Here is a 13,464-nt window from a genome sequence, read left to right on the forward strand (position 1 = left end):
ATTTATGATAATGAAAATTGTATTAACATTATATATAATATTAATGAATAGTTTTACAAATTCACAACATACAGGTGGTTCTTATGGCTTTCATTGAAGAAAACATGATATATATCAACATCATTCTGCTAATCGCTGGCGCAACCTCGATTCATTTGGGCTCCAGCTTTCTTAAACGAGAAAGCAATACAAAGGGCTTCTTCAAATACTCTGTTTTCCTGCTTTCGCTTGGAAACGGATTGTGTTCCATGGGCTATTCAATCATGTCTATGAGCCCAAATCTGACTGCTGCCTACTATTTCCGTGTACTAGGTTTGACTGGAATAGATATTTATATTTTAGCAGAGATTATCCTTGTAACCAGTTGTCTTGGAATAAGCAAGCCAACAGAGATTTTTATTATTCTTGTAACTTCATCTGCGTGCCTGTTAGACATTATTATTTATGGTCATCCTGACACAAATCTCTTCTATAGATACGATGGCTACACTATCTATTTGAGCAACGATCCTTATCGCTATTTTTTCCATATTTCCTATATTGTTGTTATAACCATTTGTCTTTTAACAATTGGTACAGTCTGGTTTAGAAGATCGGTCTATGACCGCGATAAGCGATTTGTTTTCCTGGCATTTTTATCCAATATTATTTTTGCCATTTCATCAGCTCCTGATTTCTTTGCATCAATGCATGACATTCCATTTATGCATGTATTTTATTGTTCAGGAATATTCATTGCCTTCGTAGTTTTCTTCGTGGCTGCAAACGACTACATGGTGTTTTACATCACCATAAACAGTATCAGTAGGGACATTTTCTACACCTTGGGAACAGGGCTTTTGGTCTTTGATACCAACTACCATCTGAACCTATCAAACGAATATGCAAAAAAACTTTTGGGGCTGGATAAGGAGCCCCATCGAATTCGTTTGCGTGAAATTTTTGACCTGCCAAGTGGCGAACCGATGAAGATGTTTGAACAGGCGCAGGATGGTATTCCAATTGATTACCGTCTAACCGCAAACGTAACAAACAAGGTTACACTGGTAAACTTCACCTGCAAAATGGACAAGAATAATCAGCCTATGTGCTACATTCTCATTGCCACAGACCTTACCGAAGAGAATCGTCTTATAGAGGAGGCTCAATCTGCCAATGCTGCAAAAACGGCTTTCCTTAGCAATATTTCTCATGAAATTCGTACACCTATCAACGTTATCTCTGGTATGAATGAGCTGATTCTTCGTGAATGTATGGATCCGACCATTTTGCAATATTCAGAGAATATTAATATTGCCTCGCGCAACCTTACTTCACTGATAAACGATGTGCTTGATTTTTCAAAAATTGAGTCTGGTAAAATAGAGATTCTCTCAGACGATTTTAATGTTGGCGTTGTCTTAAATGACAGCTACAACATGTTCCTGAATCTCACCAAAAATAAAAAGCAGAACTTCTACCTGGACTGTCTCGAGGATACGCCAAGTATTCTCCGTGGTGACGAGGTTCGTTTGAAACAGATTCTATCCAACCTGATTTCAAATGCTGTTAAGTACACTCCTGAGTACGGCACCATAAATGTCATCGTAAAGTACGAAAAACTGGAAGGAAATAATATCGAATTGATAATGTCCGTAAAGGATACTGGAATTGGTATTAAGAAAGATGATATTCCAAAACTTTTCCTGAATTTCCAGAGACTGGATCTGTCCAAGAATCGTTCCATCCAAGGTTCCGGACTAGGTCTTGCCATTACTGACAATCTGGTTAATTTAATGCACGGTACAATCAATGTGGAAAGTGTTTACGGACTTGGTTCCACCTTCACAGTTCGCATTCCTTTCATGGTTTGCGACTACTCTCCAATCGGAGAAATCAAGGAACGCTACAGTGCAGGTAGTGGTGAAAAATACAAAGTATCATTTATCGCCGAAGATGTTCGACTGTTGGCAGTGGATGATGTTCAGATGAACCTGGATGTTTTCGTTGGGCTTCTGAAAAAAACTGGCGTAAAAATCGATTGTGCTACCAGTGGCTCTGAAGCTCTATATTATATAAAGAAAAATAAATACGATATTATTTTCCTCGATCATATGATGCCTGAGATGGATGGCATAGAGGTGCTGAAACACATTAGAGCAGATACCGAAAATATTAATTGTGAAGTACCTGTAATCATGCTAACAGCCAATGCCACAATGGGCGCTGATAGAAAATATTTAGCTGATGGTTTTGATGATTACCTTGCAAAACCAATCCATCCTACAGCACTTGAGAACATGGTAATCAAACACCTACCAACAGATTCGGTTTCACTCACTTCAAGAAACGACTTCGTATATACGAAGTCAGATTCAGGTGCAGAAACTAATAATTCAGAAGGTTCATTCATCGACAGGCTCACCTTTCTGGACACACGAGCTGGTATTGAATTTGCTGCTGGGGATAAGGATTTCTATCATCAGATTTTGAACACCTATATCAAGGATGATAAATGCAAGGTGATGCAGCAATACTATGAAGAGAAAGATTGGGAGCATTACAGAATCACCGTTCATTCCATTAAGGGTACTTCATCTACCATCGGCGCTATTTCTGTTTCTGCTGCTGCAAGGGATTTGGAATTGGCTGTGAAGGAAAACAGAATCGAATACATTGATTCAAACCACGCCAGAGTGTTAGAGATGTATCGTAAGCTGATAGAAAACTTAAAAAATGCATTGCAATAAAGATAAAGAAAAAGTGGCCTATAGAATTTTTAAATTCTGTAACACCAGTTGAAATTGAGTTGATAATGATGTAGAAATTGAATTAAATGTAACTCTTAATATCCAACATAATGCCATTGTCAAAATCAAAATGAGATAATTGCTCACATCCATATTTTTTGATAAAAGCATCCCAACTATCTTTGCAATTATCAAATACGGAATAAACGACATGGCAACACCGATACTGGCAAGCAGCACACTGCCGATGTAATAGATTCTGCCTTTTACACTGTTATTCGATGTTGCCATATTCAAAGAAGCACAAGAAGATTTTGATGAAATTGCAGAAATCCTAAAGACGTAGCCTAATACCCAACTAGACGGCAAAGTAAACCTATAGCAATTTAATTCTAAAACATAAAGGCTTATCAGTCATAAAATCATTGGTACGTTTAATAACCATATCCTTTTCAGTTCTTTCAAATTGTAAATCCGCGCCTGTTGATAGCAGCTCCACTTTGTCTATTATCATCCCTCTCATAGGTTGAGCCTTAAAAGCTTTAATCTTGGCATCCCCATTTATCGGCCTCATCCAAAATGCATATATGTAACCATTTTTGTATGTAAATCTATAATCTGACTCGTTGTACTCTATTTCCTCTGAATCATTAAATGACCCATCTGTAATAGACGAATCGCCTTCTTTATATTGGCTCCAGCACCTTGTTCCATATATACCTTCGCCATTTACAGAAAGCCATTCTCCTATTTCTTTGAGAACTTTCTCTTCTTCTTTTGTAAAACTGCCATCTGCCTTAGGCCCGATATTAAGCAGAAAATTGCCATTTTTGCTGACTGTATCTATTAAATCGCAGATTAATTTATAACTGCGTTTAAAAGTGTTCTCCTTAACATATCCCCATGATTTATTTCCTATAGCAGTATCTGTCTGCCAATATCTAGGGGAAATATCTTGAAGTCCGCCTCTTTCCATATCAAATGTTGCTACATCAGGCGGAAATGCGTAATGCTTATAGCAAATTGTAACTTCTTTTTTCCATTCAATGGCCCTATTGTAATAATATGCGCAGAGTTTCTTTAAATATGGCTTATATTCCTTATTCTGAATAGCAGTATCAAAATAAAGCATTGCAGGCTTGTATATATCGATTATTTCGGCTGTTCTTGCAAGCCAGTCCTCAATCCATTCCTTGTCCGGACCCACACATTCTGGATTTTCTGTCAACCCATCAAATCCCACGTTGATGTATTCTGGCCTAAGTACAGCCGGACCATAAAAATCCCGGTATTTTTCATCATTTACATCACTATCAATCTCTCTTCCAAGATTCATAAAATAATAATGTTCAGCGCGATGTGATGAGCCGCAGAAAACAATACCTTGTCTTTCACATTCATCCTTTAGCTCCCCACATATATTTTTCTTTGGACCCATTGCAAAAGCATTCCATCGATTCAATTCTGAATCATACATGGAGAACCCATCGTGATGTTCCATAACAGGTACTACATATTTCGCGCCAGCATTTTTAAATGTCTCAATCCAGTGTTTTGCGTCAAATCTCTCAGCGGTAAACAATGGTATGAAATCTTTATATCCAAAATCTTTCTGCAATCCAAATGTCTCAATATGATACCTATACTCAGGGTCCCGCTTATTATACATATTCCTTGAATACCATTCATTTCCAAAAGCGGGAACACTGTATAGTCCATAATGGATAAAAATACCAAATTTCGCATTTTCAAACCACTTTGGTGTTTGATGCTGTGAAAGTGATTCCCACGATGGCTTAAACTTCCCATCTCTATTTACAACTTCTATTTGTGTTAAATAATCTTCTTTTGTCATGTTCCCACCCCTGATAATTTCATTACTATTGTTCCCATATGAAAATATTATTCATTTGGAAATTCAATTTGGCCTATGATTCATGAAATTATTATACCAAGGGCGTTAGCACTAGAAACCCGCAGAAGTATAGGATTCTACCTATATTTTTATTTGTTTACAATACGGCTGTATTACTGTTGAAAATAAAAGCCCTGGGTATCGGCGCTTACCGCCACCCCAAGGCTTAACTATAGAACTATTTTATTGTAACTAATAAACTACAAACTTAGCCAATCTCCACTGCTTCCCCAAGTGAAAGCACTGCATTTCTAACACACTCAGGGCACTCGCATAACACTTGGCCCGTTGTGATACCCTTTAAATCCTTGCAGATTGTGGCACCACATTTTTCATTAAACTTGCTTACGATATCCTTTGAAAATCTAGGTGTACCTTTGCCATCTGTAGCCATGCCAGCCACCATAACGGCGCCGATAAGCGCACCACATGTGCTTTCCATACATCCCATACCAGCTGCAAAGCCTGCCGACAGTTTCATAAGCTCCTCTGGAGCGATATTTATTTTATCTTCAAATGCTTTAAGCACTGATTGGGTGCAGTTGCACTGTCCTGTAGCCTTTAAATTTGCGGCTAAATTAGCTCTTTCTTCTATTGTCATTACTTTGCTCCTTTTTCTTTTATCTTACATATGCCCTGAGTCATGGTTCCCATAGGACAAAATGTGCACCAGGTTCTTTCTTTATATAGTACCATTACAATGAGGCCAATCAAAGTAGATGTAAGCATCAAACTGTAAAATCCATATCCAAACTGTGCTACCCAATCAGGAAAAATACTTCCAGAATAGGTCCATTCCCAAGGAACCTTAAAGGTCCAGAAAAGCTTTATCGCTTTGCGCAGAGTGCCAACACCGGCAAATACCTGATAAGTTTGGAAAACCATTGTACCAAACATTGTAAGGAAAAATATTAAAAATCCATATCTAAACCATTTTGACGATACCCACTTTGGCGCAGGTTTCTTTCTGGAACATCCCACATTTCTTCCTAATACCCAAAATAGCTGCCCCCTGCCACACATATTATTACAGAACCACTTGTTTCCACCTACTATTGCAAATATCAGAGGCAAAATGAAATCTATCATCCCTAACCATGCAAATAATATATTAAAGAAACCTAGAGCGAAATAAATGATGCTCCAAATCCAAAGATAGTTGTACCAGTGCTTTTTCTTGTTAGCCATTTATCACTTCCCTCTCTTTCACTTCAATAACATTTGCTGGACAGGCTTTTGCACACAATCCACATCCCACACAGAGATCTTCATCTACAGTAGCATAGCATCCTCGATAGATTGATATTGCATTCTTTGGACACTGCAATCTACAGACTCCACAGGCAACACAGCCTGCTACATTTACATTTGCTTTTTTCTTTGCCATTTAGACTTCCCTTTACTTTCCACTTGTTTTTTGAATCCGATATGCATATTATATATGGTATAAAAAACTTATCAAGTACGCATTTTTTATTAATCTAGTAAGGAAAAACTGACTATGAAAAAAGAACCATTATGTGATGAAATCGCAGGCGAAGGCTGCGGATTAAAGAAAGTATTAAATATTGTCGGCGGCAAATGGAAAATTATGATTCTCTGTGTCATCGACAACAATGAAGTTGCAAGATATGGTGATTTGCGCCGCTCAGTATTTGGAATCACAAACACTATGCTGGCCCAATCTCTCAAAGAATTGGAAAATGATGGCATGGTACTGAGAACCCAGTATGATGAAATGCCAGTGCGAGTAGAATACACTCTCACCGATAAAGCAAAATCCATGATACCTATTCTGCTACAGCTAAAAAAATGGGGCGAGGAAAATTTATAATTTCATTATTACATTGGCTAATGATAATATTCGTAAAAAAAGTTGCCCCGAAGGACAACTTGTAAAAAATCACGGATAACTTGCATAACAATATTATCGTGTTCCATATTTAGCTATAAATTCATCCAGCGGCAGAGGCTTTGAGAAGTAGAAGCCTTGCAAATAGGTACAACCAAGCTCGTACATTGTTTTGGCCATTTCTTCATTTTCAATGCCCTCTGCGGTAATCTCGAAACCGGATTTTTTAAAGGCGCTGATTTCACTAGGTAATACATAATCAGGCTCCTTGCAATAATCCCACACAATACTCATATCAAGCTTAATGTTGATAAATGGAGCCTTGCGAAGTCTTGACATATTGGAATAGCCTGTTCCGTAATCATCAAGAACAAATTTAAATCCATTTGTGGTCAGCAAGGAAATCTGCTTATCTATCAGCTGTTCATCTATCAGTGCTTCTTCTGTTATCTCCAAATGGATAAACTCGCCATCAGCTCCTGTTTCACTAACATAGTTTTTAAGTGTATCTACCAAATCCATTCTCATAAATTGAACTGGTGATAGATTTACATTTATGAAAGATAAATTCAGCTTTTTCAGTTCAGGATTTATAGAGCATTCGCAGCATTTTCTGAATACCTGTTTGCCAAGCTGGTTGATTTTACCATTTTTTTCTGCGATAGGAATAAACAAGCCTGGTGGAATAATATTTCCCTCAGAATCTCGTATTCTGGCAAGAGCCTCTGCCCCGGCTATTTTACCGGTTTCACTATTTACTATAGGCTGCAGGAAAATCTCAACCTCATCATTTTCTATGGCCTTATCCAAAGACCTGATTATTTCTCTTTCTTTTGCTATTTTTTCTATGCTACTATTATCTATTTTTTCCAGGCAATCATTACTTCCTGTTTCCGCAACATTAAATGCCTCATCAAAAATACGAATGATTGTTTCAGCAGGAATTTCCTTATTCTCTAAATGTACAACGCTTGCACCTAATGAAAACCAGATTTCAGTGTTTCTTGAAACCCAAGGCTGCATAAATCTATCCTTAAGTACCTTGTATACCTCTTCCCAATCCCTCTTATTTTTCTTGTGATCAAACATTATGAAGCTGCCGTTTCCATAATAGAAAATCAAATAGTCTGGGAATTGTCTGTGCATATAAGATTGAACCAGATATACACCCTGGTTCGTTTGCTTTGCACCATAAAGCTCAAATTTTTCAGAGTAGCTTCTGTCGCAGATAACAATGGCATCTATCAGCTTAATGCCGTTTAATTCAGATACGTACTCCCTTAGTGCTACTCTATTAAAAATATAAGTACGTTCTTCCAATAAAAAATCAGGATTTTCAAATCCTAAGAACAATACTATAAAGGCAGTCAAAATAAAGATGAGCATCAACAGCCATGCTGGAAACAGGTATCGTACAAGTAAACCGACTAAAAGAACAGTGTTGCATCCAATAAGGATTTGAATTTCTCTTTTTCTAAGAACCTCTGATTGTCGATTTACTATAGCCACATATGTAAAAATGATATAAATTCCCCACACTGCATAAAGTAAATAATACAATGGAGCGCTATGATAGCCTGTCTCATCAATATAGTAAAACCATTTAGTCCAAGGGGTACTAAGAATAATAAGATTAGTCAAATTTAGCGGCAGCTGACTTAGGAAACCAGTACCAGTATTTTTTAAGAAACTTGAATTTAAAACTACAGCTGTAAAATAGAAGAATGAATAACCTGCGCACAAGAAGGATATAAAATACGCGGTATTAAGAATGTAAAGAACAGCACTACTATAAGACTGATAGTTCATATCAGCCATCGTGGATGCAATATCAAACGCTATACCTAAATAAACCATAACAATCAGGTATACAAATGTCCTATTCCTTTTTACTGGCAATCTCGGAAGCGAAACATAATGTCCAATAAAAACTGTAAGAATCATTAAGCTTGGAATTGCATAGTCCATATTCCACATAAGCAGCTCTCAATCTATAAAAGTTCTTGTTTTCAGTACAAGATAGAAAAATATACTAATTTCACCACATGGCTTATAATACACTATAGATGTGAAAATTTAGTAGTTATTCTATGTAGCAAAAAAGTAAACATAAAAAGTGTCTTCGACACCTCAACTCCCCTGCCCCTCATTCATGAGGAACTTCGTAAATTCTTTCTTGAAAACAGGAATTTATTAAACTGTCTATTTTCTTCGGTCTGTTCAGTAGTCCTCACTATGTTTGCAAAAGATAATAAATCTGAGTGCTTCACACCAGGTATGATTTGTGTTTTACATACTTTTGGAAGAAGTCTCCAGTGGAACCCTCATATACATTGTCTGATTACAGAAGGTGGCATTGGTAATAAATATATCTATAAGCATTGTGCAAAAGGTTTTTATATCTTCTAGCAACACTTCTTGTTTTTATGCCCGCCTCCGCGCGGGCTTTTCTTCTATCAAGATTTCTCCTGAGTGACGAAGGAGAAATTTCCTATAAAGTAAAAAAGAACCCCTAAAGCCGCTAAACTAAAGGGGTTCTAAAATATAATATCAATGCCGGCTGCGGGACTTGAACCTTAAACAGGGTTCACAAATACTATAAAATCAAGGAGGAAAAGCATGTCGGAAGTCTCGTTGCCCTTTTGGTTGCCCTTTTATTTTTATGCTGTTAGAATGATAAAAACAGAGCAGAATAATCAACGTAAATAATAAATATTATTTAGAAAAAACTATTGATAATCTTCGCTGATGATGGTATCTTTTAATTAGACCGCAGGAAGGCGTGGGTAATGCCCGAATCCAAATATTCCATCGGCGGGATTAAGAATGGTATATCCATTCTTTTTTTTTATCTTATGGAGGATTTTATGCTTAATACAGAGCTTCCAATAGACCTTGAACAACAAGTGTCCTTGATGAAAAGATATGTGAGTTTTCGTCAAAAGAAAAAATTTAGAGATTTTTTAACATATACAGGTTATTTTAGAGCTAGTCGTTATGGTAAATTTCTGCTCACAAAAGTAGAGACTTTAGGTTTTAAAGCTGACTCAAAACTATTCTTTTCAACTTACGACTTTGATGTTCAACTAAGACAGTTGCTATTTAAATATTGCACAAAAGCAGAGATTTTCTTTAAAAGTAATGTAAGTAATGCATTATCTCTGAAAACAGGAGATGCTGCTTTTTATCTTGATAAGCAATATTATACCCCTTCTAAAGGTGAGCGTTTTAAAGTTACAAGAGAGAAAAATACACGTTTTTTTGGAAAGAAATTTTATCCTAGTTTGCGTGACAAAGAAGAACAGCTTCGAAAAGATGTAGTTAAGCATCCTGAATTGAAGGAATATAGAAAAGGTGGTAGTCGTCATAAAAATCTCCTTCCAGTATGGGCCGCTTTTACATATTTTGAAATGGGTACAATAACTATGATGTACTCTTATCTTAGAGGTGACTTGAGAAAAGCAGTTTTAGATTATGCATACCCTGGACGCAACTACAAAAAAGAAGTGACAAAACAAATTGATACATGGTTAGATGCTATACGAAACTTAAGGAATTATTGCGCTCATCATTCCATGGTTATAGGTATGACATCTTCAGTAGTTATCCCTGATAAAAGAGATCCTCAAGATGTATTACCAACAGACACTGATTTGTATTCGCGTATATATGCACTGAAAAAACTTTTACCTCAGAAAGATGCGGATGCACTGGGGGATGAATTGAGTAAATTGATTAGTAAATCTAAAATTGATGTTTATAAAATAGGGATACTTCCCGATAACTGGAAAGAAATGTACGACAGAATTAATTACTTGTAATTATGTATTTTTGAAATCAATTGATGTTTGCCTAACATAAAACAACGGTTTGTGCAGCTTTGATACTGAACAAACCGTTGTTATTTTATCATCAGTTTACTTGCTGATATTTACGGTATTCTCATTAATCACTTCCTTAGATTCGCTTTCCTTCGCCTTAAAATAATTATCAAAGAGCGAATCCGCAGCATCCATGGTTTGTTGGCAAATAGAAGGTAGCTTTCTTCCCCAAGACTTACCTGCTAAACCAAATCCTTTATGCATAGCCTTTTGCATTTCATGCATTTTTTCTACATCATCACCAGCTAATGCGCTAGCAAAATCAAAAAGTCTCTGAGACGTTTGTTTTACGCCCCAATAACCATCTTCTCCAATATCAGCCTGAGCTTTGGCCTTTGTGGCAGCATCAACTTTGAAATTGCCGCCAGCTAACATTCGCCAAAAGCTGTCATCATTTGCTTTTCCAAATGTTCCAACTTGTCCTGAAATAGTCTTATTAACTAATTCAAGCATTTGCTGCTTCTGTTTTTCCATATTGTCCTTTAATTGTTGTACTAGGGCAGCGCGGTCCTCTTTGCTCATCTTATTGATTTTGTATGAACCAGTTTCAGTTTTATCACCCTTTTCGTATGTAACCCCTTCATCATTCGATTTTTTATTTATACTGTTTATTCTTACTGGTGTTTCTGTATTCTCAATATTACTAGGTTCATTTGAAGTTAAAGCTGTAGGTGTTACATTTGAAATTCCATTTATATCTATACCCATAATAAATACCTCCATACAAAACTATTCTTTGAAGTCATACTTACTTTTTACTAAGTCATTTAGAGAATTAGAATAGCGTCCTTGTTTGTTATAAGAGCTTCCTACACCAGCAGCATTCGCAATTGAATTTCCCTTATTCATTAACTGCGAAGCATATGAATTATGGCCAGTGAATAGCGATTTAAGGGCTCCTATATCAGCCTTTTTTAACTGGTCCACATCTAACGAAAGCTTATTTCCCTTTCCAATATATATTCCTACTTTGTTAAGAGTTTTCTGATGTGCGGAAGTTGTTTTTGTCATCCACGCACCATTTCGTAAAACGCTTTTAGTGTTGGAATTACCTGCAGCTTCAACAGTACTGTTATAGTCTTCAATAAATGCATTTAAAGCCTTCTCAATATCCGACCAGTTATAATCTGATTTAGCTTTTTCTTCTCCTGTTAATTCATCTTTTTCTGTAATTGTTTTTTGTTCCCATAAGGATGCACTCATGAGCCTTTCAGAAGATTTGGATAAAGCACTTGCTGCTTCAGCCATTGCAGTCAACTTAGCCGAAGAGTCTTTTCCGGCATTGGCTTTCTGGGCTTTGTCCTGTGCATAATAAGCCTTCATTAGCTTTCCGTAAGTTCCACTTTTGATGAGTGAATAGTCGGATAGACTAAATGATCCACTGGAAACTTTAGGTGCTGATGCACTTAACCCATCTAAGAAATCATTTGAATAGTTTTGATTGTTCACGTTGTAGTTCTCGTCGAAATACTTGTGATTTGATACATAGTCGCTAATCCTTGCCATAATAATCGACCTCCTTGTCTATAACCCAATCCTTTTAAATACGATAATCAAATGGTATATAATTCACAGGAATTCTCTTTTCCTGTTCAAGTTTTTCTAACTCTTCTTCAGTCAGCATCATCTGATTCAACTCATCCTCGGATAGTATCTCTTCTGATGATTGCTGTAAGTCTTCAACCATTTCCTCAGTAACTTCTTCAACTGCATCTGTAAGATTATCCATTAATTCGTCAAGCATTCCGTCATTCTCAACGCCAGTTGCTTCTTCAATCATATCTTCACGACGCTCTTCAGGCGTCTTAGGTTCATTCTTTTCAGCAGCTTCAGCAATCTTTTCTGCCAGTTCCTGAGCCTCATCAAATACATGGAACATTTGAGCATTGTTGTATTCCATTTTTGCTGCTGCAATCTGATCTTCATATCCATGAAACATATCAAGCTTTCTGGCAATCTCATCAATTGTGTTCGCTTTCATATTTTTCAGATTTTCTTTTTGCTGCTCAAAGAATGCTATTTTATTGTCCCTCTCTGCTTGTCTATTTAATCTATCTTGCGTACTTTTTAATCCAAGATTACCTAATAAATCTATGCCCTGTAACTTTATATTCATAGGCAAATCCTCCTAGAATGAGTTACAACAACTCATCAACATTATTACCAACTGGATTTTCTAGATTAATTACAACTCCTTCAGGAATTGAGTTATCGGCAGTAGCTTCATGTTGTTCTTTATTTGAATTAGTTGACTTATCTGCAATTTCATCATTATTATTTTCAGCAGCCTTATCTAATTCTTTATCTGCTCGATTTAATACTTCTAGCTGATTTGATTCTATATCCCTATTTCTAGATTCAATATCAGCAAGTTGTTCCTGTTTCTTTTCTACATCTTTGCCTCTGGCAGAATCTAGTTTAATTTCTGTTTCCAGGATATCTGCTTCGCCTTTTAGATTGACTTTAATAGCACCCTGGGCTTCCACTTGATTTATAGCACTATCTGCTGATATAAGAGCTTTCATACTAGTTGTAGAAATGCCTTTTGCAGCTTTAGATGATTTAGCTGTTTGTTTGCCTCCAAGCATATCCTCCATAGACGAACCTTTGCTCTGTCTGTTTTCTTTCTTCTGCTCAATTTGATGTTGGCGTAATTGATTTTGCAAATCAGTTATTTGCTTTTGAATTTCTTGACGTTTTTTCATTTTTTCATCTATGGACATTTCTTTATCTTCGCCAAGAGATTGAAGCTGTTCTTTAGCATTATTTATCTGCTCTTGAAGGCTTTTACTATACGAATCCATCTGTTGATTTTGGTTTAGCTGGAATGTAGTACTGGATTTATGCAATTCACTTATATTATTCATATTGATATTCATAGAAACTGTCCCCATACTTTAACCCTCCTTGGTATAAATTCGAAATCCTTTTCTTATAAAAACTGATACTTATAGCTTTCTATAATCGCTATCGACTATGAATTTTTCAATCTAAACCCATTTGATGTGGACTGCATCTAATATGATGTGAATAGCACTTATAAGATAGAGTTTTGCTTTGCAAAACTCCAGTAGTGCGAGCCGGCAA

13 protein-coding genes and 1 pseudogene are annotated in these 13,464 nt (G+C 36.4%); 4 read left to right on the forward strand and 10 right to left on the reverse strand.

Translation table 11 applies throughout. The annotated features are described in order from the left end of the window. Window positions 1-83 precede the first annotated feature (83 nt). Window positions 84-2,729, forward strand: coding sequence for an ATP-binding protein (locus tag FXF36_RS02715; protein WP_151622351.1), 2,646 nt, complete (start codon window positions 84-86; stop codon window positions 2,727-2,729). 18 nt (window positions 2,730-2,747) lie between these two features. On the opposite strand, the gene FXF36_RS02720 is transcribed toward FXF36_RS02715, so the two are convergent. The 5 genes from FXF36_RS02720 to FXF36_RS02740 form a co-directional block, all read right to left on the reverse strand. Then, the gene (locus FXF36_RS02720) at window positions 2,748-3,020 is read right to left on the reverse strand and encodes a hypothetical protein (RefSeq protein WP_151622352.1); all 273 of its coding nucleotides are present in this window, start codon (window positions 3,018-3,020) and stop codon (window positions 2,748-2,750) included. 85 nt (window positions 3,021-3,105) lie between these two features. Then, complete coding sequence (locus FXF36_RS02725) at window positions 3,106-4,584, reverse strand: alpha-L-fucosidase (RefSeq protein WP_151622353.1); 1,479 nt, start codon at window positions 4,582-4,584, stop codon at window positions 3,106-3,108. Window positions 4,585-4,852: 268 nt separating this feature from the next. Beyond that, entirely contained in the window at window positions 4,853-5,245 is a 393-nt protein-coding gene (locus FXF36_RS02730) for a C-GCAxxG-C-C family protein (RefSeq protein ID WP_151622354.1), read from the reverse strand. Beyond that, window positions 5,245-5,832, reverse strand: coding sequence for a 4Fe-4S binding protein (locus FXF36_RS02735; RefSeq protein WP_151622355.1), 588 nt, complete (start codon window positions 5,830-5,832; stop codon window positions 5,245-5,247). Before FXF36_RS02735 ends, FXF36_RS02730 begins: the two co-directional genes overlap by 1 nt. Beyond that, the gene (locus tag FXF36_RS02740; RefSeq protein WP_151622356.1) at window positions 5,825-6,031 is read right to left on the reverse strand and encodes an ATP-binding protein; all 207 of its coding nucleotides are present in this window, start codon (window positions 6,029-6,031) and stop codon (window positions 5,825-5,827) included. The genes FXF36_RS02735 and FXF36_RS02740 overlap by 8 nt, the downstream gene beginning before the upstream one ends. A gap of 114 nt (window positions 6,032-6,145) precedes the next feature. Between FXF36_RS02740 and FXF36_RS02745 the strand changes: the two genes are divergently transcribed. Beyond that, complete coding sequence (locus FXF36_RS02745; protein WP_151622357.1) at window positions 6,146-6,478, forward strand: winged helix-turn-helix transcriptional regulator; 333 nt, start codon at window positions 6,146-6,148, stop codon at window positions 6,476-6,478. Between the two features lie 93 nt (window positions 6,479-6,571). Here the strand turns inward: FXF36_RS02745 and FXF36_RS02750 are convergent, their stop codons facing one another. Then, the gene (locus FXF36_RS02750; RefSeq protein ID WP_167511262.1) at window positions 6,572-8,353 is read right to left on the reverse strand and encodes an EAL domain-containing protein; all 1,782 of its coding nucleotides are present in this window, start codon (window positions 8,351-8,353) and stop codon (window positions 6,572-6,574) included. A gap of 291 nt (window positions 8,354-8,644) precedes the next feature. On the opposite strand from FXF36_RS02750, the pseudogene FXF36_RS16985 reads away from it, so the two are divergent. Continuing rightward, window positions 8,645-8,905, forward strand: a pseudogene (locus tag FXF36_RS16985) (transposase); the annotation flags it as partial. 458 nt (window positions 8,906-9,363) lie between these two features. After that, complete coding sequence (locus FXF36_RS02760) at window positions 9,364-10,317, forward strand: Abi family protein (protein WP_151622359.1); 954 nt, start codon at window positions 9,364-9,366, stop codon at window positions 10,315-10,317. Window positions 10,318-10,413: 96 nt separating this feature from the next. Here the strand turns inward: FXF36_RS02760 and FXF36_RS02765 are convergent, their stop codons facing one another. From FXF36_RS02765 to FXF36_RS02780, 4 genes are read right to left on the reverse strand one after another with little or no spacing between them, the layout of a single operon-like run. Then, entirely contained in the window at window positions 10,414-11,085 is a 672-nt protein-coding gene (locus FXF36_RS02765) for a hypothetical protein (RefSeq protein ID WP_151622360.1), read from the reverse strand. Window positions 11,086-11,106: 21 nt separating this feature from the next. Beyond that, window positions 11,107-11,883: a hypothetical protein gene (locus FXF36_RS02770; RefSeq protein WP_151622361.1), complete on the reverse strand. Its 777-nt coding sequence runs from the start codon at window positions 11,881-11,883 to the stop codon at window positions 11,107-11,109. A gap of 34 nt (window positions 11,884-11,917) precedes the next feature. After that, entirely contained in the window at window positions 11,918-12,493 is a 576-nt protein-coding gene (locus tag FXF36_RS02775) for a hypothetical protein (RefSeq protein ID WP_151622362.1), read from the reverse strand. Between the two features lie 22 nt (window positions 12,494-12,515). After that, window positions 12,516-13,271 carry a FlxA-like family protein gene (locus FXF36_RS02780; RefSeq protein WP_151622363.1) on the reverse strand — a complete coding sequence of 252 codons (756 nt, stop codon included), beginning with the start codon at window positions 13,269-13,271 and terminating at the stop codon, window positions 12,516-12,518. Between the last annotated feature and the right edge of the window lie 193 nt (window positions 13,272-13,464).

This window comes from Pseudobutyrivibrio xylanivorans (assembly GCF_008935055.1).
Lineage (GTDB): Bacteria > Bacillota > Clostridia > Lachnospirales > Lachnospiraceae > Pseudobutyrivibrio > Pseudobutyrivibrio xylanivorans_A.